Source organism: Curtobacterium sp. VKM Ac-1395, assembly GCF_015350975.1.
GTDB lineage: Bacteria > Actinomycetota > Actinomycetes > Actinomycetales > Microbacteriaceae > Curtobacterium.
The window spans coordinates 107,194-130,335 of sequence record NZ_JADKRX010000001.1; the positions used below are offsets into that span (position 1 = coordinate 107,194).

Consider the following 23,142-nt stretch of genomic DNA (forward strand, 5'->3'; position numbering starts at 1 on the left):
GGTGTTCAGAACCCCGGGATGAGACCGACGACGAGGTCGATCAGCTTGATGCCGATGAAGGGGACGATGACGCCGCCGAGCCCGTAGACGAGCAGGTTGCGGCCGAGGATCGACGACGCCGAGGCTGCGCGGTACTTGACGCCACGCAGGGACAGCGGGATGAGCGCCACGATGACGAGCGCGTTGAAGATGATCGCCGACAGGATCGCCGACGCCGGGCTGTGCAGGCCCATGACGTTGAGCGCAGCGAGGCCCGGGAACACGGCCTGGAACATCGCCGGGATGATCGCGAAGTACTTCGCGACGTCGTTGGCGATCGAGAACGTGGTCAGTGCCCCGCGGGTGATGAGCAGCTGCTTGCCGATCCGGACGACGTCGATGAGCTTCGTCGGGTCCGAGTCGAGGTCGACCATGTTGCCGGCCTCCTTCGCCGCGGTCGTCCCGGTGTTCATCGCGACGCCGACGTCCGCCTGCGCCAGGGCCGGGGCGTCGTTCGTGCCGTCGCCCGTCATCGCGACGAGGTTGCCGCCCTCCTGCTCCCGGCGGATGAGCGCGAGCTTGTCCTCCGGGGTGGCCTCGGCGAGGTAGTCGTCGACACCGGCCTCGGCGGCGATCGCCTTCGCGGTGCGGGGGTTGTCGCCGGTGATCATCACCGTGCGGATGCCCATCGACCGCAGCTCGCCGAAGCGCTCCGCCAGACCGTCCTTCACGACGTCCTTGAGGTGCACGACACCGAGCAGCGCGACCGCGCCGGACGCCGATCGCCGACCGACCACGAGCGGGGTGCCGCCCTGGTCGGAGATCTCCGCGACCGTGGCGTCGACGGCCGCGACGAGACCGGCATCGGAGGTGTCAGCCCACGCCAGCACTGCTGCCGCGGCACCCTTGCGCACCGAGGAGCCGTCGGGCAGGTCGACGCCGGACATGCGCGTCTGCGCGGTGAACGGCACCTCGACCCCGCCCTCGGGCAGGGGCGTCGTGATCCCGGCAGCGCTCGCCAGGTCCACGATCGACCGGCCCTCGGGCGTGCCGTCGGCAGCGCTCGACAGTGCGGCGGCCGCCATCAGCTCGGCCTCGGTCACCCCGGGCACGGGCACCACGCGGGAGGCCCGGCGGTTGCCGTACGTGATCGTGCCGGTCTTGTCGAGGAGCAGCGTGGTGATGTCACCGGCGGCCTCGACCGCGCGGCCCGACATCGCGAGCACGTTGTGCTGCACGAGCCGGTCCATGCCGGCGATGCCGATCGCGGAGAGCAGGGCGCCGATGGTGGTCGGGATGAGGCAGACGAGCAGGGCGATGAGCACCGTGATGCTGACCGTCGCACCGACCATGCCGGCGATGGGCTGCATCGTCAGGCAGACGATGACGAAGACGATCGACAGCGACGCGAGCAGGATGTTCAGCGCGATCTCGTTCGGCGTCTTCTGCCGGGCAGCGCCCTCGACGAGCCGGATCATCCGGTCGATGAAGGTCTCACCGGGGGTCGAGGTGATGCGCACCACGACGCGGTCCGACAGCACCCGGGTGCCGCCCGTGACGGCGCTGCGGTCACCACCGGACTCGCGGATCACCGGCGCGGACTCCCCCGTGACGGCGGACTCGTCGACCGAGGCGATGCCGTCGATCACGTCGCCGTCACCTGGCACCACCTCGCCGGCGACCACCACGACGACGTCGCCCTTGGCGAGGTCGACGGACGCGACGTCCTCCGTGGCGTTCACGACGGCCGCCGGGTCGGCAGCGGAGTAGTCGATGACGCGGCGCGCGCTCGTGGTCGAGCGGGTCTTCCGCAGGGTGTCGGCCTGGGCCTTGCCCCGGCCCTCCGCGACGGACTCCGCCAGGTTGGCGAACACGACGGTCAACCAGAGCCAGACGGCGATCGCGATGGTGAAGGAGGACGGGACGGGCGCGGCGGACTCCGCCGAGCCTCCAGACCGGGTGAAGGGCTCGACGACGGCGGTGACCGTCGTCAGGGCCGCGCCCACCTCCACGATGAACATGACGGGGTTCTTCCACATGAGCCGCGGGTCGAGCTTGCGGAACGCGCCCGGGAGGCCCGCCACCAGTTGACGGGGCCCGAAGGCGGATGAGCGGGTGGCCGGCCGGGAGGCCGCGGTCACCTCCGGTTCGGAGGTCTCGATGGTCATCGAACCAGTCCTTCTGCGAGGGGTCCCAGTGCGAGCACCGGGAAGTACGTGAGTGCGGTGACGATGACGGCGACGCCACCGAGCAGGCCGATGAACAGCGGCCGGTGCGTGGGCAGGGTCCCGACCGTGGCGGGGACCTTCTCCTGCTTGGCGAGCGACCCGGCGAGCGCCAGGACGAAGACCATCGGCACGAAGCGACCGAGCAGCATCGCGACGCCGAGCGCGGAGTTCATCCACGTCGTGTTCGCGGTCAGACCGCCGAAGGCCGAGCCGTTGTTGTTGCCGGCGCTGGTGAAGGCGTAGAGCAGCTCGGACAGGCCGTGGTTGCCGGGGTTGAAGACCGACGTGCCGAGGACCTGCTCGCGGACGCCGGGGATGACGAGCGAGAGCGCCGTCCCGAGCAGGACCACGGTCGGGGTGACCAGGATGTAGAGCGCGGCGAAGGTCATCTCCTTCGCGCGGATCTTCTTGCCGAGGTACTCCGGCGTGCGGCCGACGAGCAGCCCGCCGATGAACACCGTGATCACGGCGAGGACGAGCATGCCGTACAGACCGGACCCGACGCCGCCGGGGGTGACCTCGCCGAGCATCATGTTCAGCATCGCCATCATGCCGCCGAGCGGGGTGAAGCTGTCGAACATGGCGTTCACGGCCCCGGTCGAGGTGGCGGTCGACGTCGTGCCGAACAGCGTGGAGCCGAGGATGCCGAAGCGGACCTCCTTGCCCTCCATCGCGGCACCGGCAGCGTGGGTGGCCACGCCGCCGCCGGCGAGTTCGGCGATCGACATCGCCGACAGGGACACGAGGAAGATCGCGCCCATCACGGCGAGGATCGCGTAGCCCTGGCGGTGGTCGCCGACCATCCGGCCGAAGGCCCGCGGCAGGGAGAACGGGATGACGAGCATGAGGAAGACCTCGAGGAGGCTCGTCCACGCCTGCGGGTTCTCGAACGGGTGCGCTGAGTTCGCGTTGAAGTAGCCGCCACCGTTCGTGCCGAGGAGCTTGATGGCCTCCTGCGAGGCGACGAAGCCGTCCGGGATGTGCTGGGTGCCGCCGGTCAACGTCGTGACGTCGGTGCCGGCGCCCCAGGACTGGATGACACCGCCCGCGACCAGGACGAGTGCGAACACGAAGGACAGCGGCAGGAGCAGCCGGCCCGTGCCGCGCACGACGTCGACCCAGACGTTGCCGAGCGTGCCGGTGTTGCGCCGGGCGAACCCGCGCACCAGGGCCACGGCGACCGCGAGGCCCACGGCTGCCGACAGGAAGTTCTGCACGGCGAGGCCGGCCATCTGCACGGAGTACCCGAGGGTGACCTCCGGCGAGTAGGACTGCCAGTTCGTGTTGGAGACGAACGACGCCGCCGTGTTGAACGCGAGCGACGGGCCGACGGCCGGCAGCCCGAGGTCACCCGGCAGGACGACCTGGATGCGCTGCAGGAGGTAGACGAGCAGCACGCCGACGACGCTGATGAGCAGCACGCCGCGGAGGTAGGCCGGCCAGGACTGCTCGGCGTCGGGCTCGACGCCGATGAGCCGGTACACGACCCGTTCGACCCGGCCGTGGTGCTTGGACTCGAACACGCGGGCGATCCAGTCGCCGAGCGGCCGGTACGCGACCACGAGCAGCAGCACGAGGACGGCGACCTGGGCGATGCCGGCCCACGTCTGTGCGCTCCCGCCCATCAGAACTGCTCGGGGCGCACGAGCGCCCAGACGAGGTACACGACAGCGGCGATGCCGAGGACGGCGGCGACGACGGTGATGGCGATCACAGTCGCTCCACCCCCTTGGCGATCAGTGTCACGACGCCGAACACGGCGAGGACACCGGCGACGACGAAGACGTCGAACACGTGGGACTCCTGGAGGTCATCGATGCCCGCGGCAGGTGCCGTGGGCCGCACCGGTTGGGGTGCGTTGACGATGGTGTCCCCGGGGGCGGCGTCAGCCAGCCGTCCTAACGGTTCCCTGACGCCCCACTGCTCGACGCATGCGCCGCGCTAACACCTGGGCGGCGGCCTACGCTCGGGAGCATGGTGCTCGTCCCGCCGTCCGCCCGACCCGGCCACACCGCGGCCTCCGTCTCGCTGGCATTGCTCCTGCTCGCGATCGTCGTGCTCGCCGTGCTCTGGGGGGTCGTGTTCGGACCGCTGTGGCTGGTCGGCGAGGAACGGCAGCTGCTGCTCTGGTACTGGGTGGCGCCGATCTCCGTGGTGCCGTGGATGGTCGCCGTCGCGGGGACCGTGGTGGCAGCGGTCGGGTGGGCGCGGAGTCGGGAGCGCCGGGCAGCCGTCCTGACCATCGCGGGGGGCCTGGTGGTCGTGCTGGCTCCGCTGGCGATGTGGTTCGGCGGCCCGTTCACAGCAGCGTGACCACCGGCTGCTGACGACGCCGCTCAAGCCGGCCCGCGGGGAAGGTGTCAGCGGCACGGCATACCGAATTCCGTTCCGGCGTGTGACGGATCTGGTTCGCGATCCTCGGGGATCGTCGACCGGATCCATCACGGCGCCCGCGGAACTCGGCCGTCCGGCAGCGCGGCAGATTGGCAGCGCGGCGGCGGAGCCTCCGACGGGAGATGGTGTTGATCGCCCTCGATGCCCCTGCGGCGCAGGGTGCCAGGTCCTAGGTCGCGGCAGCGGACAGGCGGTCGGCAAGCGTGCGGGTCGCGGCGCGGAGCTCCAGCGGGCCGAGGACGTCGAACACCGCGTCGAAGGCGGCGGCCTTCGCTGCGAGGGCGGTCCACGACCAGGAGCCCAGCGTGAGGCGGCAGCGATCGGGGCCGAGGTCCTCGAGGTGGGCGTCGGGCTCGAGGTACGGCGCGACCTGACGGGCGGGGACGTGCAGCACGACGGTGCCCGTGCAGGGCCAGGCGTCGACGACGTCCGAGCCCTTGAAGCGTGCGGCGACGAAGGCGGCCGGGTCACCGCCGGGGATCGGTCTCGGGGTGAAGTGCCGCCCGGTCGGGGTCCGCGGGCGCAGCCGGTCGATGCGGTAGGTGCGCCAGTCCCCGTCGCCGGCCTCGCTGTCCCGTGCCAGCAGGTACCACCGGCCGTTCCGCGCCACGACGGCGTGCGGCTCGACGCGGCGGGGCGGGCGGTCGTGCTGGTCGTCGGAGCCGTAGGTGAAGCGCAGGACCTGGTGCGTGCGGACGGCGTCGCTCACCGCCACCAGGACCTCGGGGTCGACGGTCGTCGTGCCCGGGGTGCTGACGACCTCGACCGCGTCGACGCGGTGTCGGAGCCGCGGCGGCATCACCTGACGGACCGCGGCGAGTGCCCGCACGGCCGACTCCGCGATGTCCGCACCGGAGGCGGGAGCGACGGCCAGGGCGAGGGCGATCGCCACGGCCTGCTCGTCGTCGAAGAGCAGCGGTGGGAGCTCCGAGCCGGCGGACAGGCGGTAGCCGCCGGCCGGGCCCTTGAGTGCCTCGACCCGGTAGCCGAGTCCGCGGAGCCGGTCCACGTCACGCCGGACTGTCCTCGGGCTGACGTCGAGGCGCTCGGCGAGGACGTCGCCCGGCCAGTCGCGGCGCACCTGCAACAGCGAGAGCAGCGCGAGCATGCGCGAGGACGGTCCGGACATGGCTCGAGTATGACCGGAGAAGAGGACACGATCTGACCGCTTCGACCGGCAGGGTGAGGCCCATGACGATCATCACGACTCCCCACCTCAACTTCGACGGCGACGCCCGGGCGGCGCTCGACTTCTACGCAGCAGCACTCGGCACCGAGGCCACGGCGGTGACCTACGGCCAGATGGGCGCCTCGGACGACCCGGCGTGGGCGGACCGGATCGTGTTCGGCCAGGTCGAGTCCGCGCACGGCGTCCGGGTCATGGCGTTCGACGTCTGGCCGGGCCAGCCGTGGGACCAGGGCGTGAACGCGTCGTACGTGTACCTGCACGGCGACGACGCGGACGAGGTCACCGCGGTCTGGGACGGCCTGTCCGAGGGCGCCGAGGTCCGGCAGCCGCTCGCCCCGTCCGCCTGGGCACCGCTCGCCGGGCAGCTCCGAGACCGCTTCGGCGTGATCTGGGCGCTCGACGTCGCGCCCGACACCGCATCCGGCGCTCCGGCGACCGACAGCTGACACCGGGGCACTCGGACGACCGTTCCTTTTCTGGGCGGTGACGGATCCGGTTCGCGATCCTCGGGGATCGTGGACCGGATTCGTCACGGTGCGCGCGGAACATGGCCGTCCGTCGCGCGGCCACACGCCCCGGTCGCTCCACTCAGGCCGTGGGCGTCCAGGTCGAGACGGTGACCGCGGCCGTCACCGTCGTCGGGGCGAACACCGCGTCGGGAGCGACGTGGTGGTGGCTCGGGCCCATGTGCACGACGTCGTGGACGTCCGCCGCGTCGAGGTCCATCGTCCAGGTCAGGTCCTCGGACGAGCGCTGGACGAACGACGGGGTCAGGGAGTCGTGCAGCCGGCGTTCCTTCTCGGGGTCGACGCTGATCGTGGCCTCGGCGAGCTCTACGAGGTGCCCCGTCCGCGGCGTCACGACGACCAGGACACCGTCCGCGTGCAGCACCCGCGCGTACTCCCGCTGGTTCCGCGGCGCGAAGACGTCGAGGACGACCGCGGCGGCGGCGTCGACCACGGGGAGGCGCTCCGTGACGTCACCGACCACGGCACCGGCCCGGGCGTGGACGCGAGCCGCGCGGCGCACGGCGACGGCCGACAGGTCGAGCGCGACCCCGAGCCTCCCGTCCGCGCCGTCGGCGTCGAGCGCGTGCGCGAGGTACGTGCCGGGGCCGGCCCCGACGTCGAGGACCACGCCGGGTGCCTCGGTTGCCCCGACGACCGCGGCGAGCGCCCGCTCGACGGGCGCGTAGTGGCCGCGACCGAGGAAGCGGATGCGGGCGTCCACCATCTCCGGGGTGTCCGCGGTGAGCGCGCGGCGCTTGGCGGGCAGGAGGGTGAGGTGGCCCTGCTTGGCCTCGTCGAACCGGTGCCCGTTCGCGCAGCCGGCCTGGCCGCTGCCGGTGCGGGCGAGGGGCTCGCGGCAGACGGGGCAGGCGAGCACGGGGAGCAGGTCGTCGCGCACCGGACCAGCGTACGGGCGCACGGGGCCGCTACGGTCGGGGCATGGCCGTCATCCACAACGCCGAACTCCGCCCGTCGAAGACCGACGCGATCGCCGCGTGGCTGCCGTCACAGCCGTGGAGCGGGGTCGACCCGGACGCGTCGGCCGGCTCGCTCGTGGCGCTGGGACGCTTCCGGTTCGACGACCCGGACGGTGAAGTGGGCGTGGAGACGTACCTGGTGCGGGTCGGGGACGGGCCCGTGCTGCACGTACCGCTCACCTACCGGGGTGCGCCGCTGCCGGGCGCCGAGGCCTTCCTGGTGACCGAGATGCACCACTCGGTGCTCGGGCGCCGGTGGGTCTACGACGCGGTGGGCGACCCGGTGTACGCGGACGTCCTCCGGCGCGCGATCGCGACCGGTGGGCACGAGGCCGACCTGGAGGCAGCGCCGGGTGAGGGCGGTCCGGCCCCGGCGAAGGAGGGCACCGCGGTGGGCAGCGGGTCCGACGCGGACTCCCCCACCGTCTCGGCCGTGGACGTCGTGACCGTGGGGACGACCAGCACGGTGTCGACGGGACACGGCGACCTCGTGGTGCTGCGTGTGGTCGGGGCGGGCATGCCGGAGACGTCGCAGGCGTCCGACGGGGCCGTGCTCACGGCGACCTGGGCCGGTTCCGAGCCCACCGCCGTGGCCGTCCTGCGCGCCTGAGCCCGGACGGGCGCCGTGTGCCCAGCCGCCCGCGGCGGGTACCGGCAGGGCCTGTCTGGGGCGTCGAGCAGCTGGCAGGATCGTCCGCGTGAAGACACTGGAGTTGCCACAGACGGACCTCACCGCATCCGACGTCGTCGTCGGCCTGATGCGGATCAACGACATGAGCGACGAGGAGATCCGCGCGTTGTACGCGGCCTCCCGCGACGCGGGCGTGACGATGTTCGACCACGCGGCCGTCTACGGCGGCTGGCACGGCTGCGAGGAGCGCTTCGGCGCCGCGGTCACGCTGTCCCCGGCCGAGCGCGCCGAGATCGTGCTGCAGACCAAGGTCGGCATCCGCCCGACGAGCACCGGCGCGTACTTCGACTTCTCGTACGAGCACATCATGTCCTCGGTCGAGGAGTCGCTCACCGCCCTGCGCACCGACTTCATCGACGTCCTGCTGCTGCACCGCCCCGACGCCCTCGTGGAGCCGGAGGAGGTCGCCAAGGCCTTCGACGAACTGCACGCTGCCGGCAAGGTGCACCACTTCGGCGTCTCGAACCACACCCCCGGGCAGGTCGAGCTGCTGAAGAAGTCCGTGCAGCAGCCGCTCGCCTTCAACCAGGTCCAGCTGAGCATCACGCACGCGAACGTCATCACGCAGGGCCTCGTCGCGAACATGGGCGGCCTCGACCAGGCCGTCGACCGTGACAACGACATCCTCAACTACTCGCGCCTGAACGACGTGACCCTGCAGGCCTGGTCGCCGTTCCAGAAGGGCTTCTTCGACGGCGTCTTCCTCGGCGACCGCGAGCAGTACGCGGAGCTGAACGACGTGCTCGAGGAGCTGGCGACGGCCCACGGCGCCACCCCGACCGGGATCGCCGTCGCGTGGATCACCCGCCACCCCGCGCACTTCCAGGTCGTCCTCGGCACGACGAACCCGCAGCGCGTGCGCGACTCGGCAGCCGGGTCGGACATCGAGCTCAGCCGCGAGGAGTGGTACCGCGTGCTCACCGCCGCGGGGCACGTCGTTCCCTGAGTCGGTCCGCGTTCAGGACGTCGGGGCGGACCAGGCCGGGAGGCTCGTGGAGACCTGCCAGGTCACGAGCCTCCCAGGGATGGCTGGCCGGGTGTCGGCGGGGCTGTGACCAGTGCTCGGCGAGCCCGGGGACGGTCAGCGCCCGGCGGCGTAGTGGCTCGACACCTGGGTCGCGGTGAGGACCGAACCGTAGACCGCGGCGAAGCGCATCGAGCCGGTGAAGTAGTAGTTCGACCCGGACCCGGGCCAGCCGGAGACCGTGTCGTACCCGATGCGCCAGTAGCCGTTGCCCGGCTCCGGCACGGTGTACTTGGCGTTCGAGGCGACGACCGCGCCGTCGACGTAGAGCGCCATCCCGGTCGCGGCGGACATGGTCGCGACGACGTGGTGCCAGGTGCCGTCGTTGTACGCCTTCGGTGACGTGACGACCTGCGTGCCGTTGTTGTACGTGCCGAACACGAGCTGGCCGCTGGTGTTGAGGTAGACCTGGCGGTCGTGCTGCCCGGACACCGACACCTGGCTGCCGCCGAACCCGATCAGGAGCCCACCCGCGACGGTCGTGCGGAACCAGACCTCTTCGCTGAAGGTCGTCGGGTTCTGCTGGAGTGCCGGCGTCGAGACGAAGTTCGACGACCCGTTGAGCAGCCACGACGTGCCGGGATCACGCGGGCACGCGATCGGGCTCGGCGTGCTGGCGACCATCGGACCCTGGTAGGTGCCGTTGGCGGCCTTGCCGGAGAAGTCCGCGGCGACGGTGGAGCCCGTCGTCTCGGTGAACTTGTACGCGAAGAGCGCCTTCGCGGCAGCGGCGTCGAAGCCGACCTGGCCGGTGCAGGTGTTCGACGCGGCGGTGCCGGCGGAGTTGGCGCTGTTCGCGATCTGCGCGCTGAAGCCGGAGCGGGTGGGGGCGAACTGGTTGAGCAGGACGACGACCGCGAGGGCCATGACGAGCAGGAGGGCGACGACCTTGCCGTCGCGCAGGCGGTGCAGGTTCACGCGGCACGCACCGTCTCGACGCGGCCGACCATCAGGCAGCAGACCAGCGGGATCAGGCACAGTGCGATGAGGAGCACCCAGCCCATGGGGTCGAGGTCGATGTTCGACGTCAGTTGGTAGTGGCCGGTCTTCGTCAGCTCGTGGATCGTGACGCGGCCGACCTCGCCGTCGACGAGGTGCACGGTGTTGCCGCCGTGCGCGTCGACCCGGACCGGGAACATGCCCGAGGAGATGATCGTCGCCTCGACGTCGTGCGCGGAGGACGTGTTCGAGATCGTCGTGATGTTCACGAACGGCTTGAGGACGAACGCCGCGTAGGACACGGTGAGGGCCGACCCCGCGATGCGGAGCGACGACCGCGTGACCTTGTCGGTGAAGGGGCTGGTGAGGACCCAGATGAGCAGGGTCCCGATCATCAGCAGTGGAGCCGCGCGGAGCAGCCAGCCGAGGTGCGGCACCAGGGCGATCGGTGCGCCGACGATGTTCTCCTGCGTGAGCGTCCACGGGTCGGTGGCGCCGTTCACGTCGCCGCGGGTGTGGATGCCACCGTCGCGGTCGATCTCGATGATGCGGTGCGTGTACGTGACGCCCGGGTTCGCGCTGGTCTCGAACGAGACGACGTCGCCGACCGCGAGCGAGGAGACGGTGACCGGCAGGTCGAGGACCAGGGTGCCGACCGGTGCCGCCTGACCCATCGAGGGCGTCTCGACGACGAACCAGCGCCCACCGCTCCCGAGGAAGACCGCGGCAGCTGCGAGCAGGAGCCCGGCGATGACCGCGACGGTCCAGGCGGTCATCGACTCGGTCCGCGTCGCCGCGTGCCCGCCGAGCTGCGGACGGCTGAGCGTGCCGCTCAGCGGGATGGCCGTGGTCTGGCTCATGGTCTGCTGCCTCTCTGGTCGGGCCGGGTGCGGTGGCGGTGGACGGGGGCGGACGACGTCCCGGTCGCGATCAGCGAGCGGGACGTCGTCCGGTGGGGGTGGATCAGGCGGTGAAGGTCCAGGTCATCGGCACCGAAGCGGCGAGGCCCTGGTAGGTGTTGCCGGCGCTGGAGTCCAGCGAGACGGCGAAGTTGAACGGGGTGGACGCACCGGCTGCGGGGGCGGCGGGCATCGTGAAGGCGGAGGCAGCGGCGCCCTTGAAGGAGGCGAGCGTGCCGGAGAAGACCGTGGTGGAACCCGAGGTGATGACGAGGTTCATCTTGGCGCACAGGTCGGTCGCGGTGCCGTTGGCCGTGCCGTTGGCCGACTGGGTGCAGGTGGCGCCCGGGGTCAGCGTGAAGGTGCTCGCGGCGGCGGTGCCGGTGTTCTTGATCGAGATCGCCGTGTTGACGACGTTGCCCGGGGTCATCGTGGTGCTGCCGCCGAACTTGTTGATCGTGGAGCAGGACGCGGAGTTGGTGGAGACCGAACCGGCGTCGGTGCTGAGGCAGGTGACCGTCGCGCCGGCGTTCTGCTCCTGCATGATCAGGGTGCCGGTGGCGGCGGTGTTGCTCGTGTTGGTGATGCTCGCCGCGAACCCGGAGAGGGTACCGGTGAGGGAGAGGGAGAGCAGGACGGCTGCGAAGATGCCCGCGGTGAGCGCGACGGGCGCAAAGCGGAGGCGCTTCAACGGGGAGACGCGGAGCGGGTTCGACACGGGGTACCTCGATGTTCGGGATTCTGGGAGAGCCACCGCGGGGTGCGATTGCTTAATCATCAAGATAGTCAACCGTTCACACACCCGCTACCCCGCGCCCGTCCCCAGAGCAGGGGGCACCGCAATGGGGACGCCAGCGCTGCGCCACCGTTCTTGCACAGTGCCGTGTAGTGTCCGGCGACGAGACATCGAGGGGGAGACGGACATGGAGCCCGGACGACTGGACGGCGACGGCAGCGAGCTCATCGCTGCGTTCGACGCGGTCGTGCGCGCGAACGCGAGCGTCGTCACGCAGGTGAGCGCCCGCGCCGGCATCCACGAGAGCGCCCTCCGCGCCCTCACCCTGATCAGCGACACCGGGTACTCGACCCCGACCGAGGTGGCCGGCTACCTCGGGCTGACCTCGGGTGCGGTGACGAACATGGTCGACCGGCTCTCCGCGGCCGGCTTCGTCGAACGCCAGCGCAACCCGAACGACCGCCGGGGCTCGCACCTCGTGCTCAGTGCCGCGGGCACGGCCCTGGTCGCCGAGGTCCGGCAGCGCTACGCCGACGTGCTCCGGACGGTGGACGGCGCCGGGTCCGAGGACCTGCTCCACGCGCTGAGCGACATCGCGAACGGCCTGCTGCAGCAGGCGGCCGCCATCTCCGCCGCGAAGGACACCGACGGCGCCTGACCGCTACTCCCCGTCGGCCTCCGGCAGCGCGGACGAGGACGGCACGGACGCCGGTGACGGTGACCCCATCGGTGCGAGGAACAACGCCGGGGCCGCGGGGTCCGCGGCCGCGCGGCTGACCACCTCGACCTCGATGTCGAGCCCGTGTGCCGGGTCCTCGTCGAGTTCGAGACCGTCCTCGGTCACCTGGTCCTCGGGGATGGCGCGGCCCTTGGACGGATCGAACGCACTGCTCATCGACATGCGACGAGCATGCCCGCCGCCGATGAGCGGAGCCTAGGAGTCGAGCTCGCTGTCCTCCGACAGCTCCTCGGAGAGGTCAGCCGCGTCCATCCGGTCACCGGGCTGCGGCCGGCGGAACACGGGGCCACCGCCCGCTTCGTCCTCGTCGTGGAGGCGCTCCGCGGACGCGTCCGCCTCCTCCGACGTCGAGACGGTCCCGGACTCCGCAGCACTCCGCCCCTCCTCGACCTCGAGCTCGGAGGCGTCCGAGCCGTCCACGGGGACGTCACTGCCCTGCTGTTCCGGATCGAACGGTGCGCTCATCGACATGGGGTGAGCATGCTCCGGCCGGGTGAACGACAGGTCAACGCTGTCCGTCGGACGCGATGAGCTCGAGCTGCGTGAGCTCGACGTCCGTGACCGCCGTGAACCGGAAGACCGACCCGCCACCACGGAGACGGAACACCCGCGTCTGCCCGGCCCAGTCGAAGACGGCATCCGTCACGACGACCGAGCCAGCGTCAGGACCCGGACCCGGATCCGCGCCCGGGTCCCCGAGCGCGACCTCCCACGAGTACGTCCCGGCAGCGGCGACGGTCACCGTGTACAGCGACGCGGACCCGACGGACACCGGCACCTCCACGACGCCCCCCGCGGCGAGCGCCGTCACGGTGCGCCCGGTGTCGTCCGTCAGCGGCGAGGCCCCGACGGGCAGGACGTCAACCGGGGTGTCCCGGTACCCGTGCACCTCGGACGCCGAGACGGGCCGCGTGCCCGACGCCCACCCGGTCGGCGACGACGACAGCGACACGACGATCCGCGACGCCCCGACCACCACCGCGTGCGGGATGCTCACGGACGTCCAGGGCTCCCCGTCCACGGCCACCGAGGCGACGAACCGACCGACGCCGGCGGTCTCGATGACGGTGGGCGAGCCTCCGACCGGTCGCAGCACCGCCCGCCGGACCGACGGCGGCACGATCACGTACGACCCGCTCGCCGGTGCCAGCGGGTACAGCCCGACCGTCGCGAAGACGTACCAGGCACTCATCTCGCCGTTGTCCTCGTCGCCCGGGTACCCCTGGCCGAGGTCCGAGCCGACGAACAGCCGGTCCACTGCCTGCCGGACGACGCGGTGCGCGTCGTCGTGGCGGCCGGTGAACATCGGGAAGAAGGGGATGTGGTGCGCGGGCTGGTTCGACAGCCCGAGCATGCCCATGCGGACGTCGCGGGCCTCGGTCATCTCGTGGATGGCGAAGCCGTAGTGCCCGGCACGGTCGGTCGAACCGGTCTCCTGGGTCGCGAAGAAGCGGTCGACGGCGGCGTCGAAGCGCTCCGGACCGCCGTGCAGGTCGACGATCCCGGCGCCGTCGTGCGGGGCGGTGAACATCGTGCCCCAGGCGTTCGTCTCGGTGTAGTCGCCGCCCCACTGGTCGGGGTCGTAGCCCTCGCCCTCGCGCCACTGCCCGTCCGGACGCCGGCCGATGAAGAACCCGCGGCGGCGGTCGAAGACGTTCCGGTACTGCAGGGACCGCCGGGCGAACCACTCGGCCTCGGCGCGGTACCGCTCCTCGTCGGCGGGGTCGGTGGTGCGGTCCGCCAGCGCGGTGGCGAGCACCGCGATGCTCCAGTCGTTGATCGCGGCGTCCAGGGTCCAGGACATCCCCTCGGCGGTGTCGGTGTCGACGTGGCCGCGGAAGGCGCCCGGGAGGCTCCCCTTGCGTCCCACACGCTCGTCACGCGGGGGGACGGTCGCGTTCTTCACCGCGCTCCGGTGGGCCTGCTCCACGTCGAAGCCGTCGACGCCCTTCGCGACGAGGTCGCCGAAGACGGTGTCGCTCGTGGTGCCGGTCATGCAGTCCTCGGCGCCGGGGGCACTCCAGCGCGGGGTCCAGCCGCCGTCGTGGAAGTGCTCGACGAACCCCTGCGCGAGGTCGGCCGCGGTGTCGGGGGTGAGGAGCCCGAGCAGCGGCCAGGCCGTGCGGTAGGTGTCCCAGAAGCCGTTCGTGGTCGTCATCGCGGTGTCGACGACCTCGGGGCCGGGCTCGTCCCGGATCGGCTCCGCGAGCACGGCGCCGTACGGGGAGCGATGCCGTGGGCTGCCCGTGAGCGCGGTCTCGCCGGCACGGTTCGGGTAGAGGAACAGCCGGTACAGGCCCGAGTAGAGCGAGGTCAGCTGGTCGTCGGTGGCGCCCTCGACCTCGAGCGTCGCGAGCTCGGACTCCCACGCGGCCTCGGCCCGGGCGCGCATCGTGTCGAACGGGCCGGCGGCGTCGAGGTTCGCGCGGGCGTCCTCGGGCGAGACGGTCGAGATGCCGAGCAGCACGTCGGTGTCCCCGGCGACGGTGAACCACCCCGCCAGCACGCCGTCCGTGACCGCGGTGTGGTCCTCCGTCACGCCGGGGACCCGCACGTGCACGAAGTGCGAGGGGGTGCCGGGGCGGTCGTCGAGGTGTGCGTCGACGACCCCGGTGCCGTCGGCCTCGACCCGGACGGTGCAGTCGAGCAGCCGGCCGTGGTGGTCGAGCACGATGCTCCGCACCCCGGTGAAGCGGAAGCCGAGGGCGAACTCCCCCGGGGTCATCTCCGCGGTCACGCCGTGCTCGAGCGCCACGCGGTAGCGGTGCGGGCCGTCGAGCTCGTCGTCGTGGTCGAAGGCCAGTGCCCGGGCGGTGCGGTCGACCTCGGGCTGTGCCAGCGGGGAGGGCATCACCTGGAACACCCCGCGGTCCCCCATCCACGGCGACGGGATGTGGCTCGTGGCGAAGGCCTGGATCGCGGGGCGGTTGTCGCTCGCGCGGTTGTGCTCCTGGTACGCGTACGGCCACCGGTTGCTGGCGGCGTCGGTCATCGGCAGGCCGAAGACCCCGCCGTGCGGCAGCCCGACGAGCGGGGCGTTGTTGCCGCGGGAGAACCGGGACGACGCCTGCGTGCCGCGGGTGGTGCGGACGTGGTCGAGGGGACGGGTGGGCGCGGGTCGACGTGGTGCCTCGATCCGGACGTCGTCGAGCCAGCCGCGGAGGGCGGGCGAGGGCGTGTCGACGTCCGTGTCCGCAGCGGGCGTGGCGGAGCCGAGCCGGGCCTCCAGGCGGTCGACGACGCGCCCCGTGACGGAGGCGAGGTCGACCTCGCGCCGGTTCCACTGGTCCACCCACTGCTTGCGGGCGGCGTCCTGCGCGGCCGGGGTCAGGCCGTCGCCGTACTGGTCGTGGGCGTCGTCGGACAGCCGGGAGCCGTCGATGAAGACGACGTCGAGGGTGAAGGCGGTCGCGTCCCAGAAGTGGGCGAGGTCGGCCTCGGTGGGTTCGTCCTGGCCGTCGGGCAGGGTGCGCTCGGGGAACCAGACCCAGGACAGGCGGTCCCCGGACCGGATCGTCCGTCCGGCGAACCCGGGGACGAGGGCGTCGACCGTGTCCGACCCCGCTGGTCGCTCGACGAGGAGCCCCTCGAGCGACGTGAAGCCGACATGGTCCCTGGCTGCGACGGCCGTCGTCGGGCCACCGCTCCGTTGCAGTTCTCGCACGTCCCCAGCCTATTTGCTCCACTGGATGGACGAAACCGCCGGCCGCGTTCCCTGGTCAGGCAGGCGTTCGCGGTCGGGCGCTCGCGATGCGGGCCAGCCAGTCGTGCAGCAGCCCACGCTCCGCCGGGGACAGTGCGGCGAGGGCGTCGTCGTCGGCCGCGAGCCGCACGGCCGCAGCACGCGCGTCACCGGCCACGGCGGTGCCGGAGACCTGGGCCGCCTCGGCGTCGTCCGTCAGGATCGCCGACGCCAGCGCGTCCCACGCCGCATCGGTGAGCGCCGGATCACGCTCGTCCACCGCGGTGCCGAGCAGCGCCAGGACCAGGCCGACGCCGATCGCGTGCACGAGCGACACCGCACGGGCTTCCGGCACGCGGAGCCGCCCGGCGAGGGCGACGCGGTGGATCCGTTCGCGCAGGACGGCGATGCCGCGGTCCTCGGCGTCGGAGCGGGGGCGCAGCGGGTCGGAGAGCAGGGCGGTCAGGCCGGGGTTCGCCAGGCCGAACGTGACGTGGGCGTCGAACGAGTCGCGGAGGTGCTCGACGGGGTCGACGTCGTCGGGCACCGTCTTGCCGGCGACGTAGGCGGCGAAGACCTGGTCCGCGACGGCCTCGAGCAGGCCGTCCTTGTCGCCGAACTGCCGGTAGATCGTCGGCGCCTGCACCCCGGCCGCGGCGGCGACGGCCCGGGTCGTGACGGCCTGGGGCCCGCCGGAGGCCAGCAGCTCGGACGCGACGTCGACGATCCGCGCCCGCACGGAGTCGCGATCGGGCGTGACGATGCTCATGGACCAACGATAACGGGTCCTTGTTACCGATGCTTTATCGGTGCTACGGTCCTGGTGTTTCCACTGGTAACACGAAAGGCGTCACCATGATCATCGTCACCGGCGCGACCGGGGCACTCGGCTCCGCCACCGTCCACGAACTCCTGCGCCACCTGCCGCCGTCCGAGGTCGGGGTGAGCGTCCGCGACACCGCGAAGGCCCAGGACCTCGCCGGGCTCGGCGTCCGGGTACGGCAGGGCGACTTCGCCGACCCGGACTCCCTGGCCCATGCGTTCGCGGACGCCGACCGGGTGCTCGTCGTGTCCGGCTCGACGCTCGGGCCCGAGGGTGTCGCCCTGCACGCGGCCGCGGCCCGGGCAGCCAGAGACGCCGGCGCGAAGCGGGTGTTCTACACGGCGCACCAGGACACGCGGGCGGACTCCCCCGTGCCGTTCGCCGTCGACCACGCCGCGACCGAGGCAGCGCTCGCCGAGCTCGGGACGCCGTGGACCTCGCTGCGGAACGGCTTCTACGCCCACACCCTCGGGTGGCTCATCGCCGGGGCCGTCGAGCGCGGCGAGCTGCTCCTGCCCGAGGACGGCCCGGTCTCGTGGACCGCCCGCGAGGACCTGGCCGCCGGCGACGCCGTCCTGCTCGCGCAGGGTCCGACGATCGACGGCCCCACCCCTGCCCTCACCGCGACCGTCGCCGTCACCTTCGACGACGTCGCCCGGGTCCTGTCCGAGGTCACCGGCACGACCGTGCGGCGCACCGTCGCCGACGACGACGAGTGGCTCGCCGAGCAAATCGCCCACGGCACGCCGGAACCCGCCGCACGCCTGCTGCTCGGGATGTTCCAGGGCGCCAGGGCCGGGGAGTTCGACGAGGTCGACCCGCTGCTCGGCCAGCTGCTCGGTCGGGAGCCGCTCACCGTCCGCGCTGCGATCGAGGCCGCGCTCGCCCGCTGAGCGTCAGCCCTTGTTGTGGCCCGGCGCGTTCTCCGAGTTGCCGGGCCCGGTCTTCGCCGGAGCGACCACCGACGTGTCGGTCGTGCCGGTCGTGCCGGTGGAGGTGCCGTTCGACGTGCCGGCGGCTCCGGTGTCGGCCGCCGGTGTCTGCACCGGCAGCGTCGGCTGCACCGTCGGCTGCGGACCCGTCGTCGGCTCGGCCGGCTGGGACGGCTCGGCGGGCTCCGACGGCTGCTGCTCAGCGGGTTCGGAGGGCTGCTGCTCGGCCGGTTCGGACGGCTGCTGCTCGGCGGGCTCGGACGGCTGCTCGGCGGGCTGGGACGCGTCCTCCGACGGGTCCTGCTGCGGCTGCTCCGGCGTGGAGGACGACGACTCGGTCGGCGCGGGGGTCCCGCCGCCGTTCGCGAACGCCAGGACCCCGATGATCCCGGCGAGCACCAGCACGCCGAGGACCACGAGCGTGATCACCAGTCCGCGACGGCTCTTCCGCTCCGGCTCCTCCGGTCGGGGTGCCGGTCGCGCCGGCGCCGCGGGCACACCGCCACCGGCGCCACCACCGCCACGCTGGGCGCCGAGGACGGTGGTCGACACGTCGTCCTGGTCGGAGGCTCGTCCCGCCGGCAGCAGGCGCGTCGCGTCGTCCGCGCCACCGCTCCCGTTCACGGGCATCGCGCGGGTGGCCTGGTCGTCCCAGGCCTGCGTCGGGGCGTCCATCGCAGCCGTGGCCGCTGCCGCCCCGGCGGCCGCCGCCGCCGCGGTGACGGTACCGGGGCCTCCCGGCAGGAGCTGCGTGGCGGGCTCGACGTCGGCGCGGCCGAGTGCGCGCAGGCGTTCGGCCGCCTCGGCGGCGGTCGGGCGCTCGGCGGGGTCGGTGGCCGTCATGACGTGCAGCAGCGTGCGCCAGGCGGTGGGCAGGTGCGGGTCGATCTCCGGCGAGCGCATCAGCCGCGCGGTGGCGGACTCGATCGCGCTGCCGGGGAACGGTCGGGTGCCGGTGAGGGCCTCGAGCAGCACCAGGCCGAGGGCGTAGACGTCGGACTTGCCGCTGATGGCCTGGGCGGTGACCTGCTCCGGTGCGAGGTAGGCGGCGGTGCCCATCACGGCGCCCGTGCCGGTGACCCGGGCGGCGTCGCGGAGCAGGGCGATGCCGAAGTCGGCGAGCTTGACGTGGGAGCCGTCGGACTCGAGCAGGACGTTCGCGGGCTTGACGTCGCGGTGGACGATGCCCTGCGCGTGCACGGCGGCGAGGCCGTCGGCGATCTGCGCCCCGACGCGGGCGGTCGTGGCGCGGTCGAGGGGCCCTTCGCCGAGTCGGGTGGCGAGGTCGCTGCCGGGGACGAGCTCCATCACGAGGTAGGAGTCCCCGTCGGCGTCGTCGAGGGCGGCGTCGTAGAGCGTCACGAGGGACGGGCTGCGCAGGCCCGCGAGGACCTGGATCTCCGCCTCGGCACGGGCACGCTCACCGTGGTCGACGGAGCCCATCCGGAAGACCTTGACCGCGACCTCGCGCCCGAGCTGCTCGTCGACCGCGCGGTACACCGAGGCCATCCCCCCGTGCCCGAGGGTGCCTGTGACTCGGTACCTGCCGCCGAAGACCCGTTCTGCCATGCCCGGAAACCTACCGGCAGCACCTGACCACGACGACGTGCGCGGAGTGCTAGCCCTCGTGTCGGGCGACGGGCACGCGGTCGCCGTGGCGGTCGCGGGCGAGGGCTGTCAGGTAGAGCCGGTGCGCCGTGACGACGAGCGCGAGCCAGGCGATGCCGAGCGCCCACGCGGCCAGCACGTCCGTCAGCCAGTGGTGCCCGAGGAACACGCGGGAGACCCCGACGGACAGCACGAACAGCGTCCCCGCGACGATCGTCGTCACCCGTGCCACCCGGCGGGACTGCCGCAGGATGAGCAGGTAGACGATCGACCCGACGATGACCGTGGCGTTCAGCGTGTGCCCCGAGGGGAACGAGGGCGAGTGCTCGTACGGCGGCACGGCGTCGGCACGGGGCGGACGGGCCCGGCCGATGAGGTCCTTGCCGGCGATGGTCATGAGGAGCGATCCTCCGCTCGCGGCGACGAGCAGCACGACGGGCGTCCACCGGCGCCGCTGGATCGTGAACCCGACCAGGAAGGCGATCGCCACGATGGGCATCCCGATCGTCCCCGCGACGTTCGTCCACCACGTCACGGCGGTGTCGAGGCCGGGCGTCCGCACCGACATCATCCAGTCGAGCACCGGGCGGTCGAGCACGGCGACGTCGTCGGCCTCGCGCACGGCGTCGTAGACCTCGGAGGCGAGCAGGGTGGCCAGCGCGGCGATCGCGATGCCGATGAGGAGCGTGACGACGAGCACGGGCAGGGCACCGAAGCGGTGCCCGAGGCGCACGGACGCCTCGGCCGACGCCCGACCGGCCGGGGTGCGCCACGTGGTGAGGTCGACGTCCCCGAGTGTCCGGTCGGCCTGCTCCGGGTGCCCGGGTTCACGTGCTCGTTGCTCGCTGTCCATCTGCCCAGCGTGCCCGCCCCCACCCGAGAGCCCCGCGCGCCGTCCCGCCCGGTGTCCCCGCACGGCGTCTCGCAGGGTGATGGGCGGAGGGCGGTTCTCGGATCTGCCGCTGACGGATCCGGTTCTCGGACCCCGAGGATCGCGAACCAGATCCGTCATCGCCGCGAACGAGAACGCCCGTCGGCCTGCGCCCACGACGGCGCGCGTCAGTCCTTCGCGCTGCCGTAGTCGTCGACGACGGAGACCGACAGGGGGAACGTGATCGGGAAGGTGCCGAACAGGATCCGACCGGCGTCGACCGCCGCCGCCGCGACCTGCTCGGCCACCCAGGCGGCATCGGCTGCGGGCGCGTGCACCACGATCTCGTCGTGCACGAAGAACACCAGGTGGGCGCCGTCGCGCACGGGCCCCTGCCACCGGGCAGCGAGCCGCGTCCGCAGGGACGCCATCCACGACAGTGCCCACTCGGCCGCCGTGCCCTGGACGACGAAGTTCCGCGTGAAGCGCCCCCAGCTGCGCGCGCGGGACTCCACGGCGCGCTGCATCGCCGGCGTGCCCTCGACGCTCCACGCGCGGTTCCTGGCCTCGAACCACGAGGCCTCGGGCACCGGGGACGTCCGCCCGAGCCGCGTCGTGACGGGCTCACCGCGCTCCCCCGCCCGCGCTGCCTGCTCGACGAGGTCCAGCGCCCGGGGGAACGCCCGCGCCAACCGCGGCACGAGTCGGCCGCCCTCGCCCTGGGTGGCGCCGTACATCGCGCCGAGCATCGCGCCTTTGGCCTGCTGCCGGGTCTCGACCGCCCCCGAGGCCACGACACCGTCGTAGAGGTCGCGCCCGTCGCCCGCCGAGGCCATCGCGAGGTCACCCGCCATCGCGGCGAGCACCCGCGGCTCGAGCTGTGCGGCGTCGGCCACCACGAGCTTCCACCCCTCGTCGGCGACCACCGCGGCCCGGACGGCCTTGGGCAGCTGCATCGCCCCGCCGCCGTTCGCGGCCCACCGCCCGGTGACGACGCCGCCGACGGCGTACTCCGGGTGGAAGCGGCCGTCCTGCACCCACTCGTCGAGCCACGACCAGCCGTTGGCTGTGAGCAGCCGGTACAGGCGCTTGTACTCGAGCAACGGTTCGATCGCCGGGTGCTCGAGCTGCTGGAGCTCCCACTTCCGCGTGCTCTCGACGACGAGTCCAGCCCGGCGCAGGGACCGCAGCACCTCGGCGGGCGAGTCCGGGTTGAGCGCGGGGTCGTCGAGCCGGGCACGGAGGACGTCGGCGATCTCCTCGAGCCGTCGCGGCCGGACGCCGTACGGCACCCGCGGACCGAGGGTGTCCTCGAGCAGCCGTTCGTGCACGTCGACCCGCCAGGGCAGCCCGCCGAAGCGCATCTCCGCCGCGACGAGGGAGCCGGCGGACTCGGCCGCGAGCAGCAGCCGGAGCGCCCCGGGGTCGGTCGCCCCGGCCACGGCGGCGAGCTGCGCCTGGAGCTCGGCGACCGGGTCGGCGGCGTCGTCGGGGCGCCCGCTGCCGAACAGCGCGTCGTCGAAGAGCTGCGTCTGGGCCGGCCGCGCGGGGCGCTCGAGCGGAGCGGCCTGGTCCCACGGCCCCTCGGGGGCCTGCTGCAGGGCGGACCCGCGCGCGGCGAGCGCCGACCGCAGGATCCGGTGGCCGAGCCGCAGGTCGACGCACCGGGCGACGCGACCGCCTGCCGCGAGCACGGCCGGGTACCACCGGGCGGTGTCGTCCCACACCCAGCGGACCCCGGTTGCCTCGTGCTGCGCGACGAAGGCCGGGAGGTTCGACTCCTCGATCCGGTTCGGCTCGCCCTGCGGGGTCCCCGAGTCGGTCAGGGGCGTCGCGAGGACGCCGCCGTCGACGCGACTGAGGACGAGGTGCACGCACCGATCATGCCGTGCCCCACCGTCGTCAGCGTCCGGGGTGCTCCGCGGCGTGGCCGTCGGGGTCGCCCGGGCGGACCGCAGCGCTGTCCGCGACGTCGATGCGCACGGTGCCGTCGTCGAGCTCGTCGACCTCGACCCGTGGGGCCTCGTCGTGGGCGTCCGACCCGGACATCCGGCGCAGGGTGTCGTGGCGCCGCTCGTCGAAGGTCATGTCGACGCCGTCGTCGAGGTGGTCGCGGTCCGGTTCGCTCATGCCGAGGACGGTACCCCGACGGGCGCGGTGCCGGTGCGTTCCGTCCAGTGCCCGCCAGCCGCCCACCGCTCGTGCACCGCCGTCTGCACGCGGCCGCGCGGCACGGTGGCGCGGGCGACGTCGAGGTCGGTGCCGAAGACGAACTTGGCGGCGCTGTCGTCGCCCTCCTCCTCGTCGTGCGGCTCGGGCGGGAGCAGGTCGAAGCGCTCGGCGAACCGGACCAGGTTGGCCTCGGGACCGAGCGCGGCCGCGAGCCCGGGGTCGAGGGTCCAGGACCGGCAGCTCCACACCGTCGCCTCGTGCTCGGGCGCCAGCCGACGGAGCACCTCCGGCGCGGCGGCGAACGACCGCGAGCAGGCCTCCGGGTCGAGCGGGCCGGTCTCGGGGACGTGGACGCCCCATGCGGCGGTCCCGTCGGGCAGGTGGGTCCCGACCTCGAACTGGAGGCGCCCCACGGCCACCACGCGTCCGGTCACGATCCCGCAGAACCAGCCCATCCCGGTGCCGAGGATCCCGTACCGGTCACGTTTCCGCGGCACGTCAGCGATGCTCGCGTCCGCCTGTGCCGCGGACAGACCGTGGTCGACGAGCCACGCGCGGGTCGTCGGCAGGACCGCGAGGACGGCGGCGAACGCGAGCTCGTCCTGCTCGGACGCCGGGACGTGCGCGACGCTCGCGGCGAGCGCCCGCGCGGTGTCGTCGGGGTCCTGGTCGGAACCGACGGCGGCCGCGAGGAGCGCGACGGAGGCGGGGAGGGCCTCCAGGCTGGTCGTGTCCGCCACCGGTCGCTCC

General features: G+C 72.9%; 24 protein-coding genes. 6 read left to right on the plus strand and 18 right to left on the minus strand.

Translation table 11 applies throughout. The features are described 5' to 3' along the window. Positions 1–5 precede the first annotated feature (5 nt). The 4 genes from kdpB to ITJ68_RS19285 are packed head-to-tail and all read right to left on the minus strand — an operon-like array spanning position 6 to position 4,052. Positions 6–2,147: a potassium-transporting ATPase subunit KdpB gene (gene kdpB, locus ITJ68_RS00575; protein WP_194659430.1), complete on the minus strand. Its 2,142-nt coding sequence runs from the start codon at positions 2,145–2,147 to the stop codon at positions 6–8. Then, positions 2,144–3,832, minus strand: coding sequence for a potassium-transporting ATPase subunit KdpA (gene kdpA / locus ITJ68_RS00580; protein WP_194659431.1), 1,689 nt, complete (start codon positions 3,830–3,832; stop codon positions 2,144–2,146). The genes kdpB and kdpA overlap by 4 nt, the downstream gene beginning before the upstream one ends. Continuing rightward, positions 3,832–3,921, minus strand: a complete 90-nt coding sequence (locus ITJ68_RS00585) for a potassium-transporting ATPase subunit F (RefSeq protein WP_071276921.1) — start codon at positions 3,919–3,921, stop codon at positions 3,832–3,834. Before ITJ68_RS00585 ends, kdpA begins: the two co-directional genes overlap by 1 nt. Continuing rightward, complete coding sequence (locus ITJ68_RS19285; RefSeq protein WP_267238431.1) at positions 3,918–4,052, minus strand: hypothetical protein; 135 nt, start codon at positions 4,050–4,052, stop codon at positions 3,918–3,920. The genes ITJ68_RS00585 and ITJ68_RS19285 overlap by 4 nt, the downstream gene beginning before the upstream one ends. Positions 4,053–4,181: 129 nt before the next feature. Between ITJ68_RS19285 and ITJ68_RS00590 the strand changes: the two genes are divergently transcribed. Next, positions 4,182–4,520 (plus strand): hypothetical protein, encoded by a 339-nt coding sequence (locus ITJ68_RS00590; protein ID WP_194659432.1) that lies wholly within the window; start codon positions 4,182–4,184, stop codon positions 4,518–4,520. Positions 4,521–4,770: 250 nt separating this feature from the next. Here ITJ68_RS00590 and ITJ68_RS00595 read toward each other — a convergent pair whose 3' ends face one another. Then, positions 4,771–5,730: a helix-turn-helix transcriptional regulator gene (locus ITJ68_RS00595; RefSeq protein WP_194659433.1), complete on the minus strand. Its 960-nt coding sequence runs from the start codon at positions 5,728–5,730 to the stop codon at positions 4,771–4,773. 62 nt (positions 5,731–5,792) lie between these two features. Between ITJ68_RS00595 and ITJ68_RS00600 the strand changes: the two genes are divergently transcribed. Continuing rightward, a complete protein-coding gene (locus tag ITJ68_RS00600; RefSeq protein ID WP_194659434.1) occupies positions 5,793–6,236 on the plus strand; it encodes a VOC family protein in 444 nt (147 codons plus the stop codon). 142 nt (positions 6,237–6,378) lie between these two features. On the opposite strand, the gene ITJ68_RS00605 is transcribed toward ITJ68_RS00600, so the two are convergent. After that, positions 6,379–7,197: a putative RNA methyltransferase gene (locus ITJ68_RS00605; protein WP_194659435.1), complete on the minus strand. Its 819-nt coding sequence runs from the start codon at positions 7,195–7,197 to the stop codon at positions 6,379–6,381. A 41-nt stretch (positions 7,198–7,238) separates the two neighbouring features. Here ITJ68_RS00605 and ITJ68_RS00610 point away from each other — a divergent pair, with 41 nt between their 5' ends. Continuing rightward, the gene (locus tag ITJ68_RS00610; RefSeq protein WP_194659436.1) at positions 7,239–7,886 is read left to right on the plus strand and encodes a CG0192-related protein; all 648 of its coding nucleotides are present in this window, start codon (positions 7,239–7,241) and stop codon (positions 7,884–7,886) included. An 88-nt stretch (positions 7,887–7,974) separates the two neighbouring features. Then, the gene (locus ITJ68_RS00615; RefSeq protein WP_194659437.1) at positions 7,975–8,913 is read left to right on the plus strand and encodes an aldo/keto reductase; all 939 of its coding nucleotides are present in this window, start codon (positions 7,975–7,977) and stop codon (positions 8,911–8,913) included. Between the two features lie 135 nt (positions 8,914–9,048). On the opposite strand, the gene ITJ68_RS00620 is transcribed toward ITJ68_RS00615, so the two are convergent. The 3 genes from ITJ68_RS00620 to ITJ68_RS00630 form a co-directional block, all read right to left on the minus strand. After that, the gene (locus tag ITJ68_RS00620; protein WP_323743173.1) at positions 9,049–9,909 is read right to left on the minus strand and encodes a LamG domain-containing protein; all 861 of its coding nucleotides are present in this window, start codon (positions 9,907–9,909) and stop codon (positions 9,049–9,051) included. Further along, positions 9,906–10,790, minus strand: coding sequence for a S26 family signal peptidase (locus ITJ68_RS00625; RefSeq protein ID WP_194659438.1), 885 nt, complete (start codon positions 10,788–10,790; stop codon positions 9,906–9,908). The genes ITJ68_RS00620 and ITJ68_RS00625 overlap by 4 nt, the downstream gene beginning before the upstream one ends. A 103-nt stretch (positions 10,791–10,893) precedes the next feature. Next, the gene (locus ITJ68_RS00630; protein ID WP_194659439.1) at positions 10,894–11,547 is read right to left on the minus strand and encodes a hypothetical protein; all 654 of its coding nucleotides are present in this window, start codon (positions 11,545–11,547) and stop codon (positions 10,894–10,896) included. Between the two features lie 205 nt (positions 11,548–11,752). On the opposite strand from ITJ68_RS00630, the gene ITJ68_RS00635 reads away from it, so the two are divergent. After that, positions 11,753–12,223 carry a MarR family winged helix-turn-helix transcriptional regulator gene (locus tag ITJ68_RS00635; RefSeq protein ID WP_194659440.1) on the plus strand — a complete coding sequence of 157 codons (471 nt, stop codon included), beginning with the start codon at positions 11,753–11,755 and terminating at the stop codon, positions 12,221–12,223. A 3-nt stretch (positions 12,224–12,226) separates the two neighbouring features. Here ITJ68_RS00635 and ITJ68_RS00640 read toward each other — a convergent pair whose 3' ends face one another. The 4 genes from ITJ68_RS00640 to ITJ68_RS00655 are packed head-to-tail and all read right to left on the minus strand — an operon-like array spanning position 12,227 to position 16,755. Beyond that, positions 12,227–12,466: a hypothetical protein gene (locus ITJ68_RS00640; protein ID WP_194659441.1), complete on the minus strand. Its 240-nt coding sequence runs from the start codon at positions 12,464–12,466 to the stop codon at positions 12,227–12,229. A gap of 33 nt (positions 12,467–12,499) precedes the next feature. Continuing rightward, on the minus strand, positions 12,500–12,775 hold the full coding sequence (locus ITJ68_RS00645) for a hypothetical protein (protein WP_194659442.1): 276 nt from the start codon (positions 12,773–12,775) through the stop codon (positions 12,500–12,502). Between the two features lie 34 nt (positions 12,776–12,809). Beyond that, positions 12,810–15,968 (minus strand): GH92 family glycosyl hydrolase, encoded by a 3,159-nt coding sequence (locus ITJ68_RS00650; RefSeq protein WP_323743174.1) that lies wholly within the window; start codon positions 15,966–15,968, stop codon positions 12,810–12,812. Positions 15,969–16,023: 55 nt separating this feature from the next. Next, positions 16,024–16,755, minus strand: a complete 732-nt coding sequence (locus ITJ68_RS00655; RefSeq protein ID WP_194659443.1) for a TetR/AcrR family transcriptional regulator — start codon at positions 16,753–16,755, stop codon at positions 16,024–16,026. A gap of 86 nt (positions 16,756–16,841) precedes the next feature. Here ITJ68_RS00655 and ITJ68_RS00660 point away from each other — a divergent pair, with 86 nt between their 5' ends. Then, the gene (locus tag ITJ68_RS00660; RefSeq protein WP_194659444.1) at positions 16,842–17,702 is read left to right on the plus strand and encodes an NAD(P)H-binding protein; all 861 of its coding nucleotides are present in this window, start codon (positions 16,842–16,844) and stop codon (positions 17,700–17,702) included. A 3-nt stretch (positions 17,703–17,705) separates the two neighbouring features. Here ITJ68_RS00660 and ITJ68_RS00665 read toward each other — a convergent pair whose 3' ends face one another. The 5 genes from ITJ68_RS00665 to ITJ68_RS19435 all read right to left on the minus strand — a co-directional run bounded on the left by ITJ68_RS00665 (position 17,706) and on the right by ITJ68_RS19435 (position 23,132). Further along, positions 17,706–19,310 carry a serine/threonine-protein kinase gene (locus ITJ68_RS00665; RefSeq protein ID WP_194659445.1) on the minus strand — a complete coding sequence of 535 codons (1,605 nt, stop codon included), beginning with the start codon at positions 19,308–19,310 and terminating at the stop codon, positions 17,706–17,708. Positions 19,311–19,359: 49 nt separating this feature from the next. After that, positions 19,360–20,202 (minus strand): phosphatase PAP2 family protein, encoded by an 843-nt coding sequence (locus ITJ68_RS00670; protein WP_194659446.1) that lies wholly within the window; start codon positions 20,200–20,202, stop codon positions 19,360–19,362. Positions 20,203–20,408: 206 nt separating this feature from the next. Then, the gene (locus tag ITJ68_RS00675; protein WP_194659447.1) at positions 20,409–22,094 is read right to left on the minus strand and encodes a bifunctional 3'-5' exonuclease/DNA polymerase; all 1,686 of its coding nucleotides are present in this window, start codon (positions 22,092–22,094) and stop codon (positions 20,409–20,411) included. A gap of 28 nt (positions 22,095–22,122) precedes the next feature. Next, positions 22,123–22,350: a hypothetical protein gene (locus ITJ68_RS00680; RefSeq protein ID WP_194659448.1), complete on the minus strand. Its 228-nt coding sequence runs from the start codon at positions 22,348–22,350 to the stop codon at positions 22,123–22,125. Beyond that, the gene (locus ITJ68_RS19435) at positions 22,347–23,132 is read right to left on the minus strand and encodes a hypothetical protein (protein WP_194659449.1); all 786 of its coding nucleotides are present in this window, start codon (positions 23,130–23,132) and stop codon (positions 22,347–22,349) included. The genes ITJ68_RS00680 and ITJ68_RS19435 overlap by 4 nt, the downstream gene beginning before the upstream one ends. Positions 23,133–23,142: the final 10 nt, after the last annotated feature.